General features: G+C 42.2%; 24 protein-coding genes. 3 read left to right on the forward strand and 21 right to left on the reverse strand.

Annotated features, from left to right (window positions below; all coding sequences use genetic code 11):
• The 5 genes from ACTB1O_RS05380 to ACTB1O_RS05400 form a co-directional block, all read right to left on the reverse strand.
• Complete coding sequence (locus ACTB1O_RS05380) at positions 1–159, reverse strand: rubredoxin (RefSeq protein ID WP_462994115.1); 159 nt, start codon at positions 157–159, stop codon at positions 1–3.
• A gap of 2 nt (positions 160–161) precedes the next feature.
• Complete coding sequence (locus tag ACTB1O_RS05385) at positions 162–332, reverse strand: rubredoxin (protein ID WP_462994116.1); 171 nt, start codon at positions 330–332, stop codon at positions 162–164.
• A 135-nt stretch (positions 333–467) separates the two neighbouring features.
• Complete coding sequence (locus tag ACTB1O_RS05390) at positions 468–2,495, reverse strand: DEAD/DEAH box helicase (RefSeq protein WP_462994117.1); 2,028 nt, start codon at positions 2,493–2,495, stop codon at positions 468–470.
• Complete coding sequence (locus ACTB1O_RS05395) at positions 2,492–3,301, reverse strand: DUF7839 domain-containing protein (RefSeq protein WP_462994118.1); 810 nt, start codon at positions 3,299–3,301, stop codon at positions 2,492–2,494. The genes ACTB1O_RS05390 and ACTB1O_RS05395 overlap by 4 nt, the downstream gene beginning before the upstream one ends.
• Positions 3,282–3,797 (reverse strand): ArsR family transcriptional regulator, encoded by a 516-nt coding sequence (locus ACTB1O_RS05400; RefSeq protein ID WP_462994119.1) that lies wholly within the window; start codon positions 3,795–3,797, stop codon positions 3,282–3,284. Before ACTB1O_RS05400 ends, ACTB1O_RS05395 begins: the two co-directional genes overlap by 20 nt.
• A gap of 452 nt (positions 3,798–4,249) precedes the next feature.
• Here ACTB1O_RS05400 and hypF point away from each other — a divergent pair, with 452 nt between their 5' ends.
• Positions 4,250–6,472: a carbamoyltransferase HypF gene (gene hypF, locus ACTB1O_RS05405; RefSeq protein ID WP_462994120.1), complete on the forward strand. Its 2,223-nt coding sequence runs from the start codon at positions 4,250–4,252 to the stop codon at positions 6,470–6,472.
• 37 nt (positions 6,473–6,509) lie between these two features.
• On the opposite strand, the gene ACTB1O_RS05410 is transcribed toward hypF, so the two are convergent.
• The 11 genes from ACTB1O_RS05410 to ACTB1O_RS05460 all read right to left on the reverse strand — a co-directional run bounded on the left by ACTB1O_RS05410 (position 6,510) and on the right by ACTB1O_RS05460 (position 14,588).
• Positions 6,510–6,893, reverse strand: coding sequence for a response regulator (locus tag ACTB1O_RS05410; protein WP_462994121.1), 384 nt, complete (start codon positions 6,891–6,893; stop codon positions 6,510–6,512).
• A 119-nt stretch (positions 6,894–7,012) separates the two neighbouring features.
• Positions 7,013–7,693: a PEGA domain-containing protein gene (locus ACTB1O_RS05415; protein WP_462994122.1), complete on the reverse strand. Its 681-nt coding sequence runs from the start codon at positions 7,691–7,693 to the stop codon at positions 7,013–7,015.
• Positions 7,694–8,015: 322 nt separating this feature from the next.
• On the reverse strand, positions 8,016–8,624 hold the full coding sequence (locus ACTB1O_RS05420; RefSeq protein WP_462994123.1) for a PGF-CTERM sorting domain-containing protein: 609 nt from the start codon (positions 8,622–8,624) through the stop codon (positions 8,016–8,018).
• Between the two features lie 292 nt (positions 8,625–8,916).
• Positions 8,917–9,219: a 50S ribosomal protein P1 gene (gene rpl12p / locus ACTB1O_RS05425; RefSeq protein WP_462994124.1), complete on the reverse strand. Its 303-nt coding sequence runs from the start codon at positions 9,217–9,219 to the stop codon at positions 8,917–8,919.
• 35 nt (positions 9,220–9,254) lie between these two features.
• Positions 9,255–10,103 carry a 50S ribosomal protein L10 gene (locus tag ACTB1O_RS05430; protein ID WP_462994125.1) on the reverse strand — a complete coding sequence of 283 codons (849 nt, stop codon included), beginning with the start codon at positions 10,101–10,103 and terminating at the stop codon, positions 9,255–9,257.
• A gap of 1 nt (position 10,104) precedes the next feature.
• Complete coding sequence (locus tag ACTB1O_RS05435) at positions 10,105–10,749, reverse strand: 50S ribosomal protein L1 (protein ID WP_462994126.1); 645 nt, start codon at positions 10,747–10,749, stop codon at positions 10,105–10,107.
• Positions 10,750–10,813: 64 nt separating this feature from the next.
• Positions 10,814–11,287, reverse strand: coding sequence for a 50S ribosomal protein L11 (locus tag ACTB1O_RS05440; RefSeq protein WP_462994127.1), 474 nt, complete (start codon positions 11,285–11,287; stop codon positions 10,814–10,816).
• A 176-nt stretch (positions 11,288–11,463) separates the two neighbouring features.
• The gene (locus tag ACTB1O_RS05445) at positions 11,464–11,940 is read right to left on the reverse strand and encodes a transcription elongation factor Spt5 (protein WP_462994128.1); all 477 of its coding nucleotides are present in this window, start codon (positions 11,938–11,940) and stop codon (positions 11,464–11,466) included.
• A gap of 29 nt (positions 11,941–11,969) precedes the next feature.
• Entirely contained in the window at positions 11,970–12,143 is a 174-nt protein-coding gene (locus ACTB1O_RS05450; protein WP_462994129.1) for a protein translocase SEC61 complex subunit gamma, read from the reverse strand.
• Between the two features lie 10 nt (positions 12,144–12,153).
• Positions 12,154–13,263 carry a cell division protein FtsZ gene (gene ftsZ / locus ACTB1O_RS05455; RefSeq protein WP_462994157.1) on the reverse strand — a complete coding sequence of 370 codons (1,110 nt, stop codon included), beginning with the start codon at positions 13,261–13,263 and terminating at the stop codon, positions 12,154–12,156.
• Positions 13,263–14,588 carry a D-aminoacyl-tRNA deacylase gene (locus ACTB1O_RS05460; protein ID WP_462994130.1) on the reverse strand — a complete coding sequence of 442 codons (1,326 nt, stop codon included), beginning with the start codon at positions 14,586–14,588 and terminating at the stop codon, positions 13,263–13,265. The genes ftsZ and ACTB1O_RS05460 overlap by 1 nt, the downstream gene beginning before the upstream one ends.
• 333 nt (positions 14,589–14,921) lie before the next feature.
• Here ACTB1O_RS05460 and ileS point away from each other — a divergent pair, with 333 nt between their 5' ends.
• The gene (ileS, locus tag ACTB1O_RS05465; RefSeq protein WP_462994131.1) at positions 14,922–18,077 is read left to right on the forward strand and encodes an isoleucine--tRNA ligase; all 3,156 of its coding nucleotides are present in this window, start codon (positions 14,922–14,924) and stop codon (positions 18,075–18,077) included.
• Positions 18,078–18,238: 161 nt separating this feature from the next.
• Here the strand turns inward: ileS and ACTB1O_RS05470 are convergent, their stop codons facing one another.
• Positions 18,239–18,973, reverse strand: a complete 735-nt coding sequence (locus tag ACTB1O_RS05470) for a tRNA(His) guanylyltransferase Thg1 family protein (protein WP_462994132.1) — start codon at positions 18,971–18,973, stop codon at positions 18,239–18,241.
• Positions 18,974–19,107: 134 nt separating this feature from the next.
• Positions 19,108–19,368 (reverse strand): PRC-barrel domain-containing protein, encoded by a 261-nt coding sequence (locus ACTB1O_RS05475; RefSeq protein ID WP_462994158.1) that lies wholly within the window; start codon positions 19,366–19,368, stop codon positions 19,108–19,110.
• 52 nt (positions 19,369–19,420) lie between these two features.
• Between ACTB1O_RS05475 and ACTB1O_RS05480 the strand changes: the two genes are divergently transcribed.
• Entirely contained in the window at positions 19,421–20,563 is a 1,143-nt protein-coding gene (locus ACTB1O_RS05480) for a CBS domain-containing protein (protein WP_462994133.1), read from the forward strand.
• A 50-nt stretch (positions 20,564–20,613) separates the two neighbouring features.
• Here the strand turns inward: ACTB1O_RS05480 and ACTB1O_RS05485 are convergent, their stop codons facing one another.
• The 3 genes from ACTB1O_RS05485 to ACTB1O_RS05495 are packed head-to-tail and all read right to left on the reverse strand — an operon-like array spanning position 20,614 to position 24,344.
• Positions 20,614–22,266 (reverse strand): radical SAM protein, encoded by a 1,653-nt coding sequence (locus ACTB1O_RS05485; RefSeq protein ID WP_462994134.1) that lies wholly within the window; start codon positions 22,264–22,266, stop codon positions 20,614–20,616.
• A complete protein-coding gene (locus ACTB1O_RS05490) occupies positions 22,256–22,876 on the reverse strand; it encodes a 6-hydroxymethylpterin diphosphokinase MptE-like protein (RefSeq protein ID WP_462994135.1) in 621 nt (206 codons plus the stop codon). Before ACTB1O_RS05490 ends, ACTB1O_RS05485 begins: the two co-directional genes overlap by 11 nt.
• Positions 22,866–24,344, reverse strand: coding sequence for a DHH family phosphoesterase (locus ACTB1O_RS05495; protein WP_462994136.1), 1,479 nt, complete (start codon positions 24,342–24,344; stop codon positions 22,866–22,868). Before ACTB1O_RS05495 ends, ACTB1O_RS05490 begins: the two co-directional genes overlap by 11 nt.
• Positions 24,345–24,347 lie beyond the last annotated feature (3 nt).

Genomic DNA, 24,347 nt, shown 5'->3' on the forward strand with positions numbered 1-24,347 from the left:
TCAAATCTCAACAAACTTTGATTTTTCTGCGCCACATATTGGACAACACCAGTCATCAGATATCTCTGAAAAGGCTGTGCCGGCAGTTACGCCTTCATCGCCCTTTTCGGGATCATATATGTGCCCGCATACTGTGCACTTCATCTTAATACTAACCACGTCTAATCCTCTATCTCAATAGCTTCAAATTTGTCTTTCTTTGCGCCGCATCTCGGACATTTCCAGTCTGCAGGAATATCTTCAAAGGCTGTTCCCTTAGAAATACCACTTCCTACATCTCCTATACGCGAATCATAAATGTATCCGCACTTTTTACATTTCCAGACTTTCATAATCAAAACCTCCAAAAAAATCGGATCCTGGAGATCCGGTTTTAAGTGTAATTATACGATTATCCCTTAATAGTTTTCTGTGAAAAAAGGTTCATGAATCTTATGATTCATACAATGCCTTAAATAAAGATATTTTTACCGTTTTTTATCACTCATCTCTTCTATTGGCTCACATTCGAGTTCGGCTACAATCTCAACCGGATTTTTTACCTTTTTTACCAGAACACGGATTCTGTTAAGTCTCTCAATGCCTATGAAATGTTCTGCCATTACTTTACCGAACGGTGACAGGATCACTTTCCCCGAGGATACAGAGATATACCCCTGCCTCTTTAACTGAGGATACACATCTGACATCTCACCTACCATTGTATTGCACATTTTTTTAAGGCCTGCCTCATCTCCCCTGCAGACAACAGCATTTGAGACAAATTCCTCTGAAGAGGCCTCATCATCATATACCGGTGCCACCTCTTCCATCTCACCCTTAAGAAGATTAATTGCAACCTCTTCTTCGGTAAGCTTTGACTCACGGGAATAATTTCCTCCGGGTTCTGCCAGTACAACCACCTTTCCCAGATCATGATAGTCAGGTCTTCCGGCACGCCCCATCATCTGGCAGAAGTCCTGAACAGTAAGCCATTTTATTCCCATTGCAAGTGCATCAAATATAACCTGTGATGCAGGAAAATCAACGCCTGCGGCAAGTGCTGCGGTTGTTATAACACCCGATATCTCACCTTTTTCAAACCTTTTCTCTACAGAACGCCTCTCCTTTGGGCTGAGACCTGCATGGTATGCTTCAGCACTGCCCCCAATTGCATCCGCAACTTCGTGGCATCTTGCCCTTGAATTTGTAAAAACAATTGACTGTCCCTTATAGCCTTTTGACGATTTTTTCCGAAATTCCTGATTTACAAGTCTCTTTATTACATCAATTTTCTGCTTTCTTTCAAGAAATAACAGATGACGCTCAAGCGGGACAGGCCTTTCGTTGTAGGTAACAAGATTTGCGGCGAGTTTTTTTGCAAGAAGATGCGGCATACCGATTGTTGCACTCAGATAAAGAAACTGGGCATTGGGAGCAATATACTTCAGCCTTGATATAAGACCGTCAAGTCTGTGACCACGTTCTGAGTCTTCGAGAGTCTGAACCTCATCAATAACAACAGTCCCGATATTTGAAAGTGTCCTGCCTGTTCTCAGCTGGTGATCAATTCCCTCATATGTCCCGACAATAATGTTTGATTTTAGTGTCCTCTTTGCATTTACCCTTGTTTCCGGAAGATTAATCCTTGATACACCTGTCTGAAGAGATACATTCAGATACGGATATCTCTCCTCAAAACGGTTGTATTTTTGATTTGCAAGAGCAACAAGAGGAACTAAAAAGAGCATGTTTCCTTTTCTTTCTGACTGGTTTTTCATACCCGCCATCTCACCAATGAAGGTTTTTCCACTCGCGGTTGCTGCAACAACAAGCTGATCCTTTCCATCTAAAAGACCTGCATCCACACAGAGCTGCTGGACCGGCATAAGGGTTTTTACACCGCATGTTTCCTTAAATTTCCCGGGAAGAGGAAGATCTGTAATATCAGTTGTCTTTGTGACCTTATGGGACTCCAATACATCAAATACCGTATTTTTTAGATCAACTCTCTCCGGCTGAAGCATTGCAAGAACCTTGTCAAGATCCATGTAAAGAGACAGAAGCCTTTCAAGATGAGCAGTTGATATACCCCCCATTTTGCCCAGATAGCCAATCTCACGGCGCAGTTCATTCCGGGCACAGTCAATACAAATATTTTCCCTGCCATATTTCACAGAATTTTTTCCTTTTAGAGGAGTTATTCTGTTTTCAAGGATACAGGTCCGGCATACCCGCACATGTCCGTAATTTATCTGAAGATCATCTAAAAAAGATTCAAAGTTTTTAGCTTCACCGGTGAGTCGTATATCTGCATTTCTAAGCTGAGAAATCAGTTCCTTTGTGGGAGTGTGCTGAAGCTGCCGTTTTTTACCGCACCATTTCAACCGGTAGTTCTTTGGCCGGAATCCCTTTGATGTTTTAACAAGCTCAACCGCACCTTCTGCTTCAACAAGATGCCTGTCATAAAAAAAAAGTTTATAATCTCCGCGTTGCGGGTGAACTATTATCTTCATGGAGAAATCAGATCATGAATTATATAACGAAGACCGGAGGATTCCAGTCTTTTTAAAAAGTCAGTGAACTCCTCATCCACAATTACTATTGCACTTTCAAGTCCGTGTACGGCTGCGTCAATCACACCCTCTCCTGCACCGAAATATATGTCAGGATTTTTCCCGGTGTTTTTTATTGCGATATCGGCTTCTATCCCAATCGCTCCTGTAAACTCAGCCTTTTTGAGTATATCACAGAGAATTTTGGATGAGATCTTTTCAGAACCACCTCTCTGGATACGCGGAACCTTGCAGACATGTACAAGCCCGTATGAATGATCAATTATCCCAATAAGATTTGAAATGCCAATATCCATTCCGCTCTTTGCATCAGCAATTGCAACACCTGTTGCATTCTGATTTTTGTAGGAAGCATGCATAAATCCCTCTTTCATATATATGCCCACTTTCTCACCGGCCCTGATGTTGCAGTCTGCTATTGCAGTCCATACAGACACCTGCTGCACAATATCCCGTGTTATATGTTTGGCATACGATTCAAGGGCTTCAGCATTGTTGATAACCCACTCCACACCCTTTGGAGTTATTATATAACTGCCGCGACCCTGTGACTTCACCATCTCGTCGTCAACAAGTTCGCGTATATATTCTGAGACTGCCTGAGGTGTGATTCCAAGTTTTGCTGCAATCTCCTGTTGTCTTACAGAAGGCTGATGCTCAGCAACCTCAACAAGTATCTGAAATTTTGTTGCCTCTCTCTTACTTCTGAGAATTATGTATAGAGGATCATTCTCCGTTTTCTTCAACAAAGACCAGCCCCTGTCCCTTCACATCAAGAATTGGCAGGCGTTTTGCAAGACCTTTTACAAACACAGGACTTACACCATATTTTCTGGCGAGATCGTTTACAGAAGTGTTTCCTGCCTTAACATCCTTTTCAATTTCATCCACCAGATTTCTCAGGGATTCATCAGCTGATATTGAAACATTTATGATGTCTCCAAGATCTTCCATTGTACACTGGAAATTTGCCCTGAATTTGCTGTAAGTTGTTTTATATTCCCGGGAAGGTTTTTCACCGGGTTTTGGCATTCTCCACTGTTCTTCAACAAGATTGCCCTTTTTTAGAATGGCAATGCAATCCTTCACTTTACCGACATCAACAGCTCCGGAAAGCTCCTCTTCAGTTACCCAGTTTTTGCTGAGCTGACCATATATATCCTTGAAATCTGAATCGTTGAAAGTTATCAAAAGCGTAACAAGATCCAAAGGATCGTTAACTATTCTAATATGCCCCGTCAAAGTAAAAACCCAATAAATATATGTGCTGTAGTAAAATAAACCTATTTCCAATTAACTGGCTTATTTTTTAGACATATATTTATATGAAATTTTATTGTCCGGATTCAGAAATCAATTATTCACAACTTAAAACGTCCAGAATTCAGGTAGAATAATAATCTAAAAATTTAGAATGATAGTCGGGAATGCCTGTATTATTCCTGTGCAATATATGGAAGAAACAAATACCTTTTAACAATCTGTATCATATGTTCATTTATAATTAAAATGTCTGGTAAAAAAGAAAACTAATCTCCTGGAAAAATGTTCTGGAGAGATTATATTGAAATCAAATCATAATATATACTTTAATTATAAAAACGAACGGCTAATAATGTCTATATTATTTGTCTATTTACTAACAACTCAGCTGGATATATCGCCGGAGTAATAAAGAAAGGAAATAATTTTTTATGCAAAAAAGCGGGCAGATAATCATAAAAGGCATAGTACAGGGAGTGGGATTTCGGCCTTTTGTCTATGCACAGGCAGAAAAATACGGAATCTGCGGAAATGTAAAAAACCTCGGTAGTGAAGTAAGAATAAACGCATTTGGAGATAAATTTGAGGATTTTTTAGCAGCAGTCTCTATTGGTACCCCGCTTTCAAAAATAGATAGTGTATCAGTCATAGAAGCAGAGGGAAGTTTACAAAAAGGATTTTTAATAGAGAAAAGCTCTGTCGGAAATCTTTCAGGATTTATTCCTCCGGATGTTGCAATATGCAAAGAATGTATATCAGATATTTCTGATGAAAATGGCAGATATAAAAATTACTGGGCGACATCGTGCGTAAACTGCGGTCCACGCTACAGCATAATAAACGAAGTTCCCTATGATCGTGAAAGGACAACAATGGATAAATTCCCAATGTGTGCGGAATGCAGAGAGGAATATGAAAGTCCGAAATCACGCCGCCATCATGCACAGACAATAGCCTGTGACAGCTGCGGCCCAGAACTCTTTCTTCTCAACAGAAAAGGAGAACAGATTAAATGCAGTGATCCAATAAAATCCGCAGCAAATCTTCTGGATTCAGGAAATATTGTTGCAATTAAGGGTGTTGGCGGGTTTCATATAGCATGTACCGAGTCTTCTGCTTCAAAGTTAAAAAAATGCCTGGGAAGAACCGAGCAGGCACTTGCGATAATGGCGGAAGAGAGAACAATTCTGGATATTGCAGAAGTTACTGATTCTGAAAGGGAGATATTAAACAGCCCTGAGCACCCGATTGTTGTCCTGTACAAAAAATATCCTTCATCTCATCCGGATATAAGCAATATCAATTCCATAGGATGCATGCTCCCATATACCGGACTTCACCATCTTCTTTTTTCCCGTCTGAAAAATCCTCTTCTTATAATGACAAGTGCAAATGCGCCGGGAAATCCTATGATTACAGAGACAGAAGAGGCAGTATCAAAGCTTGCAGGCTGTGTTGATTTTTATCTGACCCATAACAGATTTATCAGAAACCGCTGCGATGATTCTGTTGTAAGGGAAGGATACATTATCAGGCTTTCAAGAGGCTATGCTCCAAAAAGAACAGGTATTAATCTTGGTAAAAAATGTATTCTCGGAACAGGCCCGGAACTTTATTCTAATATATCCATATACAAGGACAAATTTTGTTTCACCTCACCCCATATCGGCAACATCAAAAACCCGTCCACACTAAAATATCTTGAAAATACTGTCGATAATCTCAAAAGACTTACCGGTGCGGAATTTGATCTGATTGCACATGACATGCACCCGCAGTTTTTGTCAACCAGATATGCGAAGAGAATTGCAGAAGAATGTGGCGCAGAGACAGTTGCAGTACAGCATCACAGAGCACATATTGCAGCAGGTCTGGGGGAGAATAAACCATGCGTGGGAATCGCTCTGGACGGAGTAGGTCTCGGAGACGATGGAACAATATGGGGAGGGGAGATCTTTGCAGGTGATCTGACTTCCTTAAAAAGAGTAGGCCACCTTGAATGTGTAAAAATGCCGGGAGGAGATCTTGCAACACAATTCCCTGAAAGAATGCTGTATGGTATTTTACCAGATGATGAGATTAGAACTCTCCTGTCCGACAGAGGATGGAAAGACCTTGAACTCTCCGTCCTTGACAGACAGATAAAAACAGGTTTTAATGTACCCCTTACAAGCAGTGCCGGAAGAGTACTGGACGCTGCATCATCTCTTCTCGGAATCTGCAGGGAAAGAACATATGAGGGCGAACCTGCAATGAAACTGGAATCTGTGGCATCCGCAGGAAAGCCTGAAAACTGGGATCTAAATGTTTATGAAAAAGACGGATGCAGTGTCCTGTCCACAAAAGATCTCATAAAAAAAGCTATTTTGAGGCGAAAAAACCTTTCTGTACAGGATGTCGCAGCATCAGTCCAGTACAACCTGGCCCGTGAGTTTGCAGAAATCGCAGTTTTAAAAGCATCAGATTATGGAATTAATGATGTAGTTTTGTCAGGTGGCGTATGCATAAATCACACAATAAGAGAAACAATCAGGACCACAATAAAAAAAGCGGGACTTAAACTGATTATAAATGAAGAATATCCCTTTGGAGACGGATGTATATCATACGGACAATGTGTATATGCAGGACTAAATGATGAAAAAAATAAATAACCGGTAAAATTTACAATTTAAAAAAAGCTGATATAAATTATTTCTCAATATTCTCTTCTACAATTTTTATAAGTTCTCCGGAACGGAAGGGTTTTTGTAAGGAACCAAAAAAACCAAAATTTATGGGATCGTCCATTGCTCCCTGAACCGAGTCGCCACTTGAAATAATAATTTTTATATCAGGATCAATCTCTTTCATCGGTTTTAAAAGCTCTTTTGCTCCAAAATCTCCAGGAACTGAAACATCCAGTATTGCCAGATCAAAACCATTTCCGGAGCAATATGCATCTTTAAAAATTTTTAAGGCTTCAGTGCCGGTTTTTGAACATACAACTTCATAGCCGCTTCTGCTCAGAAACAGGGACATAATGTCAAGAATGGGAGCTTCATCATCCATTAAAAGAATTCTAAAACATTTCATAAATGACACCTCATTGACATCTGATTACAAATTTCAGATATATTATCCAATACATTTATCTTCGCCATTTATATTGAATGTTATCGTAAGAGAAGTCAAAAAAAAATTATTTTAAAAATTCACTTCCTTCTCGCAATAAGAACGAATCCGAATATTGAAATTATTAATCCTGAAAATACTGTGAATACAGAAACAGGTGTAGATGTAGGCTGTGTTGCAGGTGTCAGTGTTGCATGAAGCTTGACTGTTTCACCCTTTGCAGGATAATCAGAGATCTGAGCAGTAAACGGAGTGTATCCGCTCATCTGAACATTATAGGTGGTATATGGAGTTCCGGTTGTATATACACTCACAGTAAGCTCACCGTTAGCAATATCGCCCTTATAGTCATCATTGAAATATACATTTGCTCCGTCAACATTACAGTAAACTACATAGTATCCCATATCGCCGCCAATCATCGTCGGTGCAGGTGTAGGTACAGGGTTTAAGGTTGCATATACGTCAAGAGTCTCACCCATATCAGGATAGCTTGTAATCTCTTCTGTCCATGTGTTGTAGCCACTCATCTCAACCTTTATAACATTATAAGGAGTTGCGGTTGTATAAACAGGAACTGTGAGAATTCCGTTGTATATTTCTCCCTTATAATCATTATCAAAGTAAACCATAGCGCCGTCAATATTACAGTGAACATTGAACCATGCCTGATCTCCCCCGACTGTTGCTGCACTGACTGCAACAGGTAACGCTGCAAAGATAAGTGCAAATCCTAATAATAATGCCATTATTTTTTTCATAATATCACCCATTATCTGTGATGCCTTTATTTCTATTTTTTTTTCGATATAAGTCTATCTAAGGTTGTCCCGCGATAACTTTACTGGCTGGACAGTCTCCTGATGACATAATCTGAAGAAATATTTCTAATAAAACGGTTTAAATGACAAACCACCGTGGAAGTGTCAGTTTAAATGATATTGGTGAAATGCCATGAAGTGAATTAATACCTATCTAAAATATTACCGGAATTTTAAGACAGCTAATTAAAACAGATTATATTCAAAAACAGAAATTATTAGAATTTGAAGATTTCAAAAAGTAAGTTTAGATTTTAAGGATTCAGTCCTTTCTCATAGTCAGTGCTGCTACTGCTCCAAGACCGGCAAGTGCAACAATTACTCCAAATCCTGGTGATGTTTTTTGCTCAGGTGTCTGTTCGGTTGTTGAACCGGTTGTGGGTGCTGAGGTTACTGATGCTGTTGCCTCAGTCTGAACAGTTGTTGATGATGTTGTAGGTGTAGCTGTTGTTGAACCCTTAATAACAAATTTTGCTGTTGCAGTTACATCTGCTTCAATTGCTTCGACGTTTACTATGTATTCATCTGCCTGAAAGTTTGATGTGTCTACATCCATGAACCATTCATTGTCTGTTGTGCCTTCTTTGACTTTGACAACTGAGGAAACACCTGAAAATTCTCCATTCTGTGTATTTTTTGTTGACGTAAATGATGAAGATGTAACTTCAACAATCAGATCAGAACCAACAGCGAGATTTGTTGTACCTGTGATCTTGAACTGTTCACCAATGCTGTGGTCACTAATTGAGTTGATTTTGATCCATGACTCTTCTACTAAAAGTTCATCATCTGTAATATCAGTGGTTGCCTGAACAGTACAGCATATCGCCCCTATAAGCAGCAGAAGTGCCAAAAAGTAACGTATATTCATATATTTTCTTTAATTTTCATTGTTTTTATATTATGCGAATAAATAATGGCAGAATCTGAGAGTTTGTCCAACGATGCCTTGCACTGGCTGGACAGTCTTTATCTAAATTCAGACATAAAAAAGATTTAGAAAAGATACTGTTCAGTAAAAAATCTCTGGTTATTAATGCACCAAAATCTGCAGATCCTGTTTTCAGGAATCTATCCGGATTTTATAAAAATATAATCTGCGAATTAGAATTTTAAATCAATCCGGGGAACAAATATAATTTAACTAAAGAAAAAAAAAGAATTTATCCGAAAAGTGCTCCGAGACCGGCCATGCCGCCCTCTTCCTTCTTCTCTTCTTCTTCAGGTGCTTCTTCTTCTTCTGCTGCTGCCGCCGGTGCTGCTGCAACCGGTGCTGCTGCAACTGCTGCAACTGCTGACTTCTCAATTGCTTCTGCAACGTCAACACCGTCAAGTGCTGCAATAAGCGCTTTTACACGGCTGTCGTCGACTGCTATACCTGCTGCTGTCATAACTTTTGTGACAGCTTCTTCTGTTATTTCCTTTTCTGCGCTGTGCAGAACAAGGGCTGCGTAGATGTACTCCATTTTATTCACCTAATTTTTTATTATTTTTTATTTATTTACTCAACAAGTGCTTTTACAGCGGATGATTCACGCTGTGCACGTCCGATAATCAAATCAACAACATCCTTTTCATAGATTGCTGCTTCGACAGCAAGGTTTTTAGCCTCGCGAACCGCCTTGCCGATAATTGCTCCGGCAGTTGTGGCAGTCGGATATGCCGCATTAACAGACAGGTTAAATGCCTGCTGTGCTGCGAGAACCACATTGTTGAAGTACTCATTCTCATCAATTGCCAGTGTCTTCGGCTCGAAGAATGTTCCATCGTAAAACGAGATCTGAAGGCTCAAACCAACATCAATTGGTCTGATGTCAAGCTTTGACAGCACATCTGCCATCTTAGCGTTGATTTCCTCGCCTGCTTTAACAACGGTTTTTGTCTCACGGATTACGACCTTACCACCTGTAATGGCGGCCGGGATTCCTGCCTGCTGCAGTGTACCGACAATCGGTCCCGGCGGAAATGCCGTAGGACCTTTAGGGACGACAATATCCTCGGGTGCTATATCCCCGGGCTTTGCCACCATCTTTGTCATGGTATCCTGAAGCTTTCTGTAGAGCTTAAACGGATTTTCGTTTGTATAGATCATAGCGCTCTGGCCGTCAATGTAATCAACAACATTGCCGATCTCGCCGCCCAGTTCAGTAAATGCATGCTCTATCAACGTATTTCTCGTCATTTTGAGCACTGCAGAGCCACGAAGGTTGCGGCGCATCTGCTGAAGCTGGCTTGCCGGAATTCCATGAAGATCTACAAGACCTGTAAGTCTGTATTCTTTGGAAAGCGCTATTATCTCCTCTACTTCATCCTTTTTCCACTGCGGAAGGTGATGTGAATATATAGCCATATTAAATCAACCTCACTGCAGGGCCCATGGACGTTTTAACATATACCGAGCGAATGTTCATTGTTCCACTTTCAAGATTGGATTCAACCTTTCTCATAACTGCATCTATGTTCTCCGCAAGATCCTCAGGGGACATTGTAGCCGCGCCGACTCTGACATGGAATGTCTTTTTGTCTTTGGAACGGAATTTTACGGAATTTCTAAGACGCTCTACGATAGGTCCTATATCCAGTCCTGGTGGAACAGGCTGTGGCATTTTACCGCGTGGTCCAAGCCTTGTACCTAAGTAACGACCGACACTCGGCATTACTGCGGTTTCAGCGAGGAAGAACATATACTCGTCCGCCATCTTTCTGGCCTCACGTTTTTCGCCACCCAGACGCTCAATTTCTTCTGGCCCTATGATGAGATCTACATTTGCAGCTTTTGCCTGTGTGGTGATATCTCCCTTTCCAAGAACAGCGATCTTCTGGACCCGCCCTGTTCCCTTTGGAAGAACCATAGTCTCATCTATACGGTTTTTTGGCTGCGCCATGTCGACGTTTTTCAGATTGAATGTTATTTCAACACTCTCTGTAAACTTACGATCAGGCGCCTGCTCAACAGCCTCTGTTACGGCCTTTAGAATCTGGACCCTTTCAACCATCTTTTACCTCCATAGTTCAACGACCCGGTCATTGCCGGATCTTCTATAGGTTTTCATAGTCTATTCATGCGAGCTGACTGTCGTATTCGCCTGCATTAATGTCAGCAAAGATAGCTTTTGGCTCTTTGCCGTCAACTGTGACACCGACACTTACGCATGATCCAATAACTTCCTTTACGGCGTTTTTGAGATCATATGAAAGCATTCCGTCAAGTTTCATGCGGGCAATGCGAACAGCAGCTTCAAACGGCAGGTCTCCTACTTTAATGACGTTAGGTTCTCCTGAACCCTTCTCAATACCGCACTCTTTCATAATAAGTGCAGTTGCAGGAGGAACACCCACGGATATTGTGAAGTTTTTCTTGTCGTCAACCTCAACCTTCACAGGTACTTGCATACCATTGAATTCGGAGGTCTTTTTGTTGATCTCGTCAACAACCGCCTTCACATTAATTCCAAGGGGTCCCAGTGCAGGTCCCAAAGGGGGACCGGCAGTGGCCTTACCGCCGGGTACCAATACCTCGACTACTTCTCCCATTTCATATCACCTTTGCTCACATGACAAAACTATGCCTGCCACTAAGCTTGGGTCTTGAAATGTTGGATTTAAAATAACTTAAATGTATCAATAAAAGATTGCAAAAACATTCATAAAACAAATATTTTACACTGTTCAATTAAGATGAAGACTTCAATTTAAAAAAAAAAGAAAAATTAATCCTGATTTTTATCTATTACGCGCACATTGTCGCCGCGGACCGTAATCGGAATTGGAACCATACTCTCATAGAGCTCAACTGTAATTTCTTCCTTGGAAGTATCAACTCTTTTTACAACTGCTTTTTCACCCTTGAAAGGTCCGGCAATGAGTTCCACTATTGTTCCCTCATCAATTCCGGACACAACCGGTTTTGGAGCAAGGAAATGCTCAATCTCATGAAAAGATGTAGCTCCTTTCACTACTGCGCGTGCATTCGGAACCATCTCGCGCAACTGCTCAATACGGGCAATTGGATCCGGACTTTCAACAAGCACATAACCTTTGAGTTCACTGGGTGCCATAATTGCAACCACCCTGATCTCAGGGTGATCCTCCAGAGCCTTTACAATATTATCAACAACAGTGCGCTCCTGTTTGGCAGTCGTCTTTATTGCATATATCTGGTTTTTTATCTCGTTTTCGTCGCTCATTTCTACAATCCTTCAGAAATATAAGATATTTAAGGGAGGAGAAGAATTACTTCGTATATTATAAAACCAAGGAGACCAATTAAAGCTATTCCTGCGGCCGCAACAAGTCCTATTTTCTGAAATTCATCCCTTGTGGGAGTCCTTGAAAGTTTAAGGACCCTCCAGTATTTTTTGAAGAACTCTTCATCAACTTTAAATGACATCTGTTTTCACTCACCTGAGAAAGTCTATATCATATTCGCGCTCAGTGGATTTACACTTATTGAAATCATCACTTCTTCCGTATATCTGAGGAGAGTTGACACCGGTCACAACAAGCATTGTGCGCATCCGGTGCTGCATATCAGGATCAACCTGAGCACCCCAGATAATACGTGCATCAGGATCTATGCGTTCATAGACCTCCTGAACCACACCTTCGGCCTCTTCCATTGTCATATCAGGACCACCAACCACATTTACAAGTGCTGCGGTCGCGTTGGAGATATCGACATCCAGAAGCGGAGATCTCAGCGCTTTTTTAACGGAATCGGCAGCTTTGTCTTCACTGTCACTCTCACCCATCCCAATCATTGCAACACCGCCACGCTCCATTACAGTGCGGACATCGGCAAAGTCAAGGTTGACAAGACCCGGCTGGGTAATAAGTTCTGTAATACCTTTGACGGCTCTCATCAAAACCTCATCGGCTACCTTAAACGCAGCATGCAGAGGAAGTCTCGGGACAACTTCCAAAAGGCGGTCGTTTGGAACAACAATTACGGTATCTGCGACATCACGAAGGTGTTCAAGACCTGCTTCGGCATTTTCAAGCCTGATTGCACCTTCAGCCCTGAACGGGAGCGTCACAATAGCTATTGTAAGAGCTCCCTGATCACGTGCTGCCTTTGCAATTACAGGAGCAGAACCTGTTCCCGTTCCGCCCCCAAGACCCGCTGTAATAAATACCATATCACTGCTGGCAAGCATTGCGCGGATCTCTTCATCATTTTCAAGTGCTGCATCCTCTCCAACCTGCGGCACAGATCCTGCACCAAACCCCTTTGTGCGCTGCCGCCCGATTAGAATCCTGCGATCAGCTTTGGTTCTTATCAAATGCTGGGCATCGGTATTTATTGCAAACAGTTTAGCACCGTCGATTCCCTCTTCGGCCATACGTGTTATGGTATTTGATCCCCCGCCACCACAACCGACAACAGATATCTCAGTACGAAGTGATCTTAAGATCTCTTCAAGCTCCTCATCATTTTCATGCGAGCTGTCGACTATCATCTCTGTGTCGGCGTTTGCCCTGTTTAGTGCCTCTTCAACGATTGATTTCATCATAGATAATTCTCCAACCCCGGTACACGGATAACCTTTTCACTGCTTTTTGAGACCATAACGGGCGTTATTATCATATCACCCACCATAACATCAAAACCTGCGGCAAGCTTTCCAAAGAATGGCCCCTTTGGCACCCCCAGTTCTGCTGCCTTTGCAGGGTCAAATCTGATCTTTCTGATAATCAGCTGATCATTAATGACTGCAGTGTCTGCTTCTTTGTGTAAGATCTTAACACACAAAGATATTAAATCATTTATTGTTTGTAATTTATTTTCCTCATATGTGATAAGAATTGGGAGTATTCTGCCGGTTTGTGATGTAAGATACACAGTATTTAACTCTGAAATACCTTCAGTCAGGATTTTTTCACCTGCCTTATAGGCCTCATCAAAGAGGTCGCCCCCGATCTCAACTTCAACAGGATTTCCAAAACCATCCAGCTTTCCTATATGAATCCTGCATTTAGAATCAATACCAAGGGCGGTTTTTCTAATTTGAAGATATAACTCCCACGGGATATCCCTAATCTCTTTTATCTCACCTTCAGAAAGAACAGGAATACCTGATTCTAAAAGAAGACCCTCTATTTTTCGGACATCAGATCCTTTCAGAGCCTTTTTGTCAATATATGCAGCATCAGCACCGGATTTTTCAATCATCTGCCTTACAATATCCGAAGTAAGCGTGCCTGCCTCACGTGTATGCGCAATATGTCCGAACGCGCCCTTTGAGGTCATAGCAATCTCCGTCTCCCTTGCGGCATAGTGGTTCCCACCAAATCCTGCAAGGTTTATGGTTTCAAATGCATTCTGTTTTAATATTTCCAGAAGTGATTCGGATATTGCCAGGCCTGCATTTTCATCATTCCATTCTTTTTCTGTACTTCCTATCTCCACAAAAAAAGATGGTGTTTTCAGGTCTGTCGGCCCGTGATGAGTCACCTCATATGAGACTTTATAGCCCTCCGGCGTTCTATTTGCCATCTCGTTTAAGACCGCATGCATAAATTCGGGAGATGCTTTTGCAAGGGTTTTATCCTCCCCCCCCAGCATTGCCCGGCCATAGTTTCCGGTCACATGAACAGTAAGCACAGGAACAGGATTTTTGCTTGTGTGACGGGATATGAATATAATCAGATCTGATTCTGCCCTTTGGTCTAAAGATTTTTCATGTATGAGGCGGCCGTCCGTCTCAATAAAACTCAGAGTATGTGAATAATACTCAAAAGGGGAGTCTGAACTATTATTTAGCTTTAAAAGAAGGTGCCTTCTGATATTCCTCCCCGCCGCATCCGTCTTTGAATTTATAATTGCAACTTTCATGATATCATTTTATTATTTATCTGGCAGCTTTCTGCCACATTTAACCTGCAGATTCTTACCAACATTGGATTCTGTCAAAAATTTCTCAGGTTTTTTGTCTCAGAAAACAGGGTTGCCCCCAATTACTATTTAAGCTGCCTGCATGATTTTCCCGATGCAAAGCCGGATGAAACACTGTGAGGCAAAAATGCCGGTTTTTATTTTCCATCCATTAATTTATGATTCAAAAATCCTTTATTTCTGCATAATTTTTTTAAAAAATTATTGGGCCCCCCTCAAAAATGCTATCTTTAAAGAATCACATATATTAAGGAACTATTTGAGGGATCACATTTGAAAGAGGTTGCTAGCAGTTACAATGCAAATGAGGTGGAAGAGGAGGTCCGAAAATTCTGGGCTGATGAAGACACCTATATGAAGGTAAAGGAGCTCAGAAAAGGAGGAGAGGACTACTTTTTCGTGGACGGGCCACCTTACACAACAGGGCACATCCACCTCGGGACTGCATGGAATAAAATTTTAAAGGATACAATACTGCGCTACAAACGTATGCAGGGCAGAAATGTCACAGACCGTGCAGGGTATGATATGCACGGTCTTCCAATCGAGGTTCGTGTTGAAAACGAACTCGGATTTAAGTCAAAAAAAGATATTGAAACATTTGGAATATCAAATTTTATTGAGAAATGCAAGAGTTTTGCACTGACGCACAAGGACATAATGTCAGAACAGTTCAAAAGTCTCGGCATCTGGATGGATTTTGACAACCCCTATGAGACAATAAAACCGGACTACATTGAGGCCGCATGGTGGACTCTTAAAAAAGCCGATGAGAAAAATCTGCTTGAAACAGGACACAGGGTTGTCAACTGGTGCCCGCGCTGCGAGACTGCAATAGCTGATTCCGAGGTTGAATACTGGGATGAGGAAGATCCTTCAATCTATGTAAAATTCCCGGTTAAGGGCAAAGACTGCGAATACCTTGTAATCTGGACAACAACACCATGGACACTTCCCGCCAATGTCGCGGTTGCGGCAGGAAAGGATTTTGTTTATGCAAGAATTGAAGCAATAAAAGAAGATAAAAAAGAAATCCTCTGGATAGCTGAGGAGCTTTGCGAGAATGTCCTTAAAAAAGGCAGGTATACGGATTTTTCAATCATTGAGAAAAAAACAGGCGCAGAACTTGCGGGTATGGAGTACGAATCCCCGCTAAATGATTTTGTTCCTGTTCAGAAAACAATCAGCCACAGGGTTATTACAGGCGATCATGTATTACTCGACAACACAGGTCTTGTTCACACCGCACCCGGACACGGATGGGATGACTACCTTGTGGGAATTGAAGAAGGACTGGAATCACTCTGTCCTGTTGACGGCACAGGTACATTTACTGATGAGGCAGGGGATTTCGCAGGCCTTTATGTCCGCGATTCTAATGACAAGGTCATTGAGGCTCTCGGAGACCATCTGCTTCGCAGAATGAGGATTGTCCACCGCTACGGACACTGCTGGAGATGCAAGACACCGATTATCAGCCGTGCAACACAGCAGTGGTTCATCGCAATTCCGAAGATAAAAGAGCAGATGTTAAACGAGATTGCCGGAGTTAAATGGTATCCGGAATGGGCAGGAAGTGCAAGATTCCATGATTTTGTCGCAGATGCGCGTGACTGGTGCATATCACGCCAGCGATACTGGGGTATTCCTATTCCTGTCTGGCAGTGCGATAAATGTTCTAATCAGGACGTATTCGGCACAATGGCGGAGCTTAACTCAAAGGCGGGTTCCAGTCTTACAGACCCGCACAGACCATATGTTGACGAAATAACATACAGATGTGAGTGCGGCGGAACAATGACACGTGTCGAGGATATCTTCGATGTATGGTTTGATTCTGCAATGGCGTCATGGGCAACAATAGGATATCCCGGAAAAACCGAAGAATTTGACCGCCTCTGGCCTGCCGATTTTATAACCGAAGGTCAGGATCAGACACGCGGATGGTTCTATTCACAGCTTGGTGCATCAACAATAGCATTCGGCCGTGCGCCGTACAAAACAGTGATGATGCATGGATTTGCGCTTGATTCAGATGGACGCAAGATGTCAAAGTCCCTTGGAAATGTTGTAACACCGGAAGAGGTTATCGAAAAGGTGGGAATTGATGTTCTTCGCCTGTACATTCTCTCGGCAAGCGCACCGTGGGATGATCTGAAGTTTAACTGGGAAGGCATAAAGACCACAAACCGTGCGGCAAACATCCTCTGGAATGTTTACAGGTTCCCGCTCCCTTACATGATACTGGACAGTTTTGAACCACAGACAGGTTCTGACGGCGTATGGGACGGAGAATATGTAAAGAAAAACCTCGCTTTAATGCCTGATGAGGATCGCTGGATTATATCGCGCATCAATACTCTCTGCCGCGAGGTTGAGGAGTTTACAAACACATGCGAGCTTCACCGCGCAACAAGAGCAATTTTAAACTGTATCTTAGAAGACATCTCACGCTGGTATGTCCAGCTTGTACGTGCCAGGATGTGGCTTGAGGAGGATGCGGTTGAAAAAGTCCAGGCATATGAAACAATGTACTATGTGATGAGAAGGCTGTCAGGAATTATGGCTCCCTTTGCACCACATATTGCAGAGAAGATATATGGAAATCTCAGGACAGAAGCTGATCCTGAAAGTGTACACATGCTTGACTGGAATTCAGGTGATGAATCTCTCTGTGATATCACACTTGAAGATGAGATGGCTGTTATTCGTTCATTTGATGAATCAGTTGCAACTGCAAGACAGGACGGAAAAAGAAAACTCCGCTGGCCGGTCTCAGATGTAATCGTTCTCACAGATTCGGATACCGTTGAAAATGCAGTTGCACGCTTAAATGATCTGTGTAAACAGCGGGCAAATGCAAGGAAGGTTTCTGTTGTAAAAGGACCATGGGACAGGATGGGAGTCTCGGCAGAGGCTAACATGCGTGCGATAGGTCCTGAATTTGGAAAGGAAGGTCCAAAGGTAAAGGCAGCAATAGAAAGTTGCAATGCCGCTTTACTTAAAAAAGAGATAACAGAGAAAGGAAGCTTTGATGCAGGCGGATATACGATTACAGATGCCCACGTTAATTTCTCTGAAGTAATGCCGGAGGGCATATATTCGACTGAGATGGCAGACGGCACTGTCTGTGTTGATGTAACCTTAACAGAAGATCTCGAAGCGGAAGGGTTTGCCCGCGAGGTAATAAGAAGGCTTCAGGAGATGAGAAAACAACTGAATCTTAATGTGGAGGATTCAATTAAAGCTACAGTCTCGGTATCCGATGACAGGATTGCAGGACTTCTCGCACCATGGAAGGACTCCATAGCAGGAGAAATCCGGGCAGAAAAATTAATTTTGCAAAGTGAAATCAAAGATGATGCAGAAATGATACAGGACTGGGATGTTGAGGAAATTGCCATGAAAATGGCAATTTCAAAGGCATAATTCCACAATTTTTGTCAATATTTTTTTTCTTGTTCTTATCTTAAAATTCCTAAAAAAATGTTCATTCTTTAATTTAAAGCAGATATTTATATGGAACTTTTCTGAAAAAAATCCTAAAATGTTATAATAATATCAAAAAATGAAATTTGTCAGGAGTTTGCCTAAATGATTCCCGTAATTAATTTGTAAAGGTAATCCTCACCCTCAGGTTCGTTAAAAAGCGGGGGACTCATATCCCTGACAACCTTTCGTCTCTGAGCCACAACCTCGGTCTTTTCAACAGGGTTGTATCCTTTCTTTTCATAAGTCTCCTTATGAATTATCACGCCGCGCCTTTGCCACGCAGGAGTCCGGGAGAGATTTACACCCCTCTCAAACATCATCTCATGCATCTCTCCCGACTTCATCCCCTTAAGCTCACGCGCCGTGTTTGTCGGGGAAAGACCCTCACTAATCAGTGCATGCTGACAGTAGGCATTCATGTGATTTCGCCATGCCTCCTTCTGTCTCCAGGAGAAATACTCACAGACATAGTCATTTCCCAAAACCACAATCCTTGAATCAAAAGATAATGGTTCTTTTAAATCCATAAACATTCCAAATGCACTGGATGCATACGAAGCGCAAACCGAGTCAATTTTTTCAACTCTCCCGTTAAACGGCAGGCTCGAGAAGAAAAGGCTGATCTCATCGGAAAAAGTATATGCAAAGTCAGGTTCAAGACCGCTTTTTGAGATTAACTGTTCACATACCGTGCACATTGCGTCATTGAAACGATTATCGTAGGGCTTTTCTAACTCCATATCCGAAGTAAGGCCGTGAAACGCCCTGCCGTCAAGTCTTACAACTACCGGCGCAACTATTGACAGACAGCTGAATATCTCTCTTTTTTGCATATCAATATCTATATATTTTCTTCATATCTCACAGGGATAAAAAGAAGCGGGATTATTTTTTATATATTATTTAAATTCAAATCCCGACTTCCATTATGGACTTAAATTAAGTTTTAACTGATTTATAAGGCGCTTTAGTCCGTTTCCTTTGAAGGGAACATGTTTGTGAAGTGTCTGATGATGATTACGTCCCCTATGGATCTGATTATCCTGTACGGTATCTTAATTCCCTTAAATCCCTTTAGCTGAAGAAGTTCGGGATTTAAACTGCTGATAGCAAGAGAATCTATCTTTTTTGTATCAACATTTAAGACTGCATCGTCCACCACTCCTACACGGACAGCCTTTTCCGTGTAAACTTCCATCCCAAAAAGCTCGGTAATCTGTGTTTTCATTATAATCAACTGAAGGTATAATACTTAAAAGTTAAAAATATAATCTTTCCTGATGGCTGACTCAATTCAGATAGGTACTATCTCCGGCATTCCGATAAGGCTGCACTTCACATTTCTTCTTGTCATACCTGTCTTTGCCTTCATAATAGGCTACCAGATAGAATATACTGTTTCATTCCTTCAGGATGTCTTTGGAGTAACATCTGTTGATACATCACTGATCATGGCAGGATATATGCCATACACTCTCGGGGTTGTTGTGACATTAAGTCTTTTTGCCGGTGTTTTGATTCACGAACTTTCTCATTCCCTTATTGCAAAAAAGAAGGGGCTGACTGTAAACAGCATAACACTCCTCATACTCGGCGGTATTGCCGCAATAGATGAGGGCAAAAGTCCTGATCCAAAAATCGAACTGCCAATGGCACTTGCAGGACCAATTGCAAGTTTCATTATAGGCGCAATATCATGTACTGCGGCATATTTTTCATATGCATATATCCCGAATTCAGCAGTTTCAGGACTTTTGTTTTACGTATTCGGATATCTGGGATTTTTAAACATTCTGCTCTTCTTATTTAACTTAATACCGGCATTTCCTATGGACGGAGGCCGGGTATTAAGAGCCCTTCTTGCAAGAAGACTTCCGATATATCAGGCGACAAGGATAGCTGCGGATATCGGACGTGCCTTTGCCATCATATTCGGGATAGTGGGAATCCTTATCCTCAGCCCGATATTGATAATAATTGCAGTCTTCATATATCTCGGCGCAGGCCAGGAAGCGGAGATGACAAAGTTCAATGAACTCTTAAGGGATGTAAAAATCAAAGATGCGATGACATCCCCTGTCCTTTTTGTAAAACCTGAGATGCACGTGGAGGAGGTTATAGATCTTATGTACTCAACAAAGCATCTCGGATTTCCCGTTTTAGACAGAGGAATGCTTACAGGTATGGTTACGATGACTGATCTCACAAAAACGCCGCATATTGACCGTGAAGCCATGCTGGTTAAGGATGTGATGTCAGGAGATGTAATTACCCTCACTCCCGATGCCATGCTCTCCGATGCCATGAAGATAATGTCTGCTAAAAATATAGGGAGAATCCCGGTAACAGAAGATGGTGTATTACTCGGAATTGTTACAAGAACCGACATTCTTAAGTTTATAGAGCTAAAAGAGATGTTTTAAATTAAAAAAATATTCCATGAAATATTTGATGAGAGATCAAAACGTGATTCTCACGGGAATTTCATATATCCGGATACAGGAATATCCCCTGCAACTTTTTTAAAATCATCAGCTGACTTGAAAGGTCTTTTTGCAAGTATTTTTAAAGCCGTTTTTTTGCCGATACCAGGTATTTTTTTAACAGCCTGATGTGGCAGGGAGTTTATCATCAGAGGATTTTCAAACGCTGTAACAGAACGGTATCCCCAGTCTGTTACAACAGCGTCAGTGACTGTTCCCTTTTCCAGCTGATACGGAAATCCCACAAGTATCGGATATGAGCCCAGCTGCCTGCCAAACGATGTCTGACCCGATACCTCAATCACAACTCCGGAAAGAATGGTGCCCGTGGGAAACACTTTCTTTAACATAGGGAGATCAAAACCTGTCCTGACCCTTTCCTTAAATAATTTAAATCTGTCATCATTCTGCCCGAGAGTATTCTCAGTGTAGGCTTTTGTCCCTTCAAAAGGCATGACCTGCCTGATATTTACACGCCTTATTAAAAGGTCACTTTTAAGGAGTGAAAACAGGAAGGATTCATTCATGTCATAGGTCTTTTCAGTCTCCCCCAAAAGGCCTGTTACAAAATTAAGACCGGGCAGGAGGTGCGGGACTCCGTTTTTATCGCGAATGGCCCCTGCCTCGTTTACTATCTCTATCGCCTTTAAGACCTCTTCAGGCATGGCCTTTAGATTGTTCTCACCTATTACTACAGGGTCTGCCGACTCCAGACCAAACGCTGCAGTATCCCCTGCCGTATTCCATCTGACAACAGATGACAGAGCCTCCTTTGACTCCTCAGGATGATGTGCAATTGTCCCGGGATTTATATTGTCGATATGAAGAGTCTTAAGACCAGGCGCCGCATCCCTTATCCCGCGAAATAAAGACTCGATTTTCTCAGGCCGAGGAACAGGAAACTCCTCTCCTGAAACTGATCCATATGCAAGAAGATCAGGCTGCCTCCCGAGTCTGAAATGAACTGCTCCTGCTTCATAAAGGGCGGCGACCTCTTTGTGTACGCCCCCCTCATACCTATACTGCGGCATCCCGTAAAGATACTCAGTGCAGAAAGAACACCCTCCTTTTACAGCACGTGAACAGCCCCTTGCAGTCTCAAGTTCACAGATTATATGAGGAAATGCCGGATGCTGCGAAATAATACCGCTTCCCTGTATACTCCAGCGATCAATTTTATCATAGCTGAAATCACCAGATGACTTTCCGCCTTTCAGAACAGAATCAAGGGCCGCTGCAATCTCACCTGAAAGGACATGATCATATACGGAAAAAGCCTGTTTTTCTGCAATATCACCCCCGCCTGATGCACTTCCGAAAACAACAGGGCCGCCCAGACATTTTAGCGGATTTTTAAGACTGCTTCCAATCTGAAATATCTCATTTGCATTTGCAGGAGTCCCTCCGAGATACTTTCCGGGCACTGTTACTCCGGCAATAAAGACAAAAAGATCGGACTTTTCGATTTCACTCAGAAGAGTCGGTTCTTTTCGCAGTTGATCGATTGTTGCATATCTGATGTTAAAACCATGCTCAGTGCATACTCCTGCGCAGTATCTTACATATGGCGAGAGGTAGGGTGAGACACCGAGGCATGCCGGCTCATCGACATAGCCGTCCAGTATGAAGGCTTCAGATATCATATCCTAAAAGACCTAACAGTTCTCTTGCTATCATAAGCTTTCCGCGCTTCATCTGATTTACAGATGAGTCATCGAGATCAAAACCGACAAGCTTCACATCCGCTGCCCCCATGTCCAGAGCAGTAAAAACAGCTCTGTCCCCGTCGGTAAACCCTCCAAAATTATAGACTCCGTCAAATGGCCTGCTCTGGGTTGTCAGAACAACTGGGCCGGTAAAACGTGGAATCCAGTTTTTTAAAAGAGGTATATTGTCACCATGTGCATGAACAACCATTATTGTCCCTTCCGCACTCATCTTCGGAAAACTATCCTCACAGCCGTCAAGATCAGTTGAAACAATATCAGGCCTCATCCCTTTATTGTAAAGATAATCCGCCGCTGCATCGGCTGCAAAGATTACGCCTTCGATTAAGGCAGTCTCATCCTTAAGGCACGGGGCATTGCCGCATACAGTCACCTGTTTTCCGCAGCATGTGGATTTTAAGAGATTTATGTCATCCTTACGGGTAAGTGAACGTGCATATTCCGCTGCATGCTCATCATCCTCTCTTACAAAGCCAAAAAAATCCAGGATTTTTTGATAATGGGGTTCCCATTCTTCAAACTTCATTCTGCTCTTCTTCTTCGAGTCCGACGATATTTGCAAAACGCTTTAGTATGGGATCAATTACAAGAGAGAGAAGTTCTTCCTTGTTTTTTACAAGTGAAAATGAATTTAAGGGTATTCTTGCCGCAGCCATGTTCGCATGACCACCCGCTTCGCCTATACCCTCAAATGCCTCCTTCATCACATTGCCGACATGCATCCTTATGTCCTTATTTCGTGCAGAAATTGTAATGAATTCATCTCCGATTCCATAGGCAACAGCAGTGTTTACGCCCTCAAGCTGAATTAAGAGATCCGCAGCCTGGGGAATTACATCGCGGTTTTTAACATATCCCACATTTGTAAAGAGATAACCGTTCTGAACCTTTCTGCTTTTAATTGCATCACCAAGTGCATCCACAGTCTCAATTGACATTGAAGGGGATGTTATCTTATCCAGAAGTTCGCTGTCTGTTAAAGGCAGAAGAAATGCGGCGTAGTTTAAATCCTGCGGAGTTATATTCCGCGAAAAATCCCTGGTATCAGCACGGATACCATATAAAAGAGCGGTTGCAACTTTCTGATCTACAGAAATATCAAGCTCCTGAAGATACTGAGTCATAATGCTTGCCGTTGCACCGACTCCCGGTCTTATATCAACAAAATAAACTGACCTTATATCCTCATCAGCTGCTTTGTGGTGATCAATTATGATATCGACTTTCATTCCCACAGAGAGGAAATTGTTGGCGCCCGCAGATGATGAATCAACAAGTGCAAGATAGTCACATGCCCCGATTGTATCATCAATCATATCAGCCGTAATCTTTTCAAGCTGAATATCAAGAAGAGTTACGAATGCTCGGTTTTCCTGATGACCTATTTTGCCATCATAGAATATTTTACATTCAAGCTTTCCGCCGCTTGCCTCCTTTCCGATAGCGCAGAGTGCCATTGCACTTGATATAGCATCAGGGTCAGGATTTGTGTGAAGAACAATTCCAAGTGTTCCTTTGCACTCAGAAAGAAAATGGTATAGTTTCCTTGCAAGCCTGGACGAATGAAGCCTTCTTATATGGTGAACTGCATTCTTTGCAAAAACCTCCTGAGGATACAGGGCAATGTCAGCGCCTGCCTGTTCCAGAAGAGAGAGGCTAAGTCTGTCTATTGCACGGGCAATTACATATGCAGCAGGATAAGTTTCCTTTACTTTCTTTACTGCCTCAAGATTCGCATTCTTATCGCTTGAGAGAACAAATACAACCTCAGGAACAGGAAGACCCTCTAAAAGGGCAGGACTGTTTATATCCCTTGCAATTGCCTCATAATTCTGGTCCCGTAAATCCTCAACGCGTTTTTCGTCCTGATCAATTACAATCACATTTTCGGTATCGTGTACAAGTTCTTCAACTACATTGTAACCGATACTTCCGCATCCCAGTACCATGTACTTTACTTTATCCAAAGATCCATTCGGCAGGCTGTCAGGCATATC

This window comes from Methanomicrobium sp. (assembly GCF_055145805.1).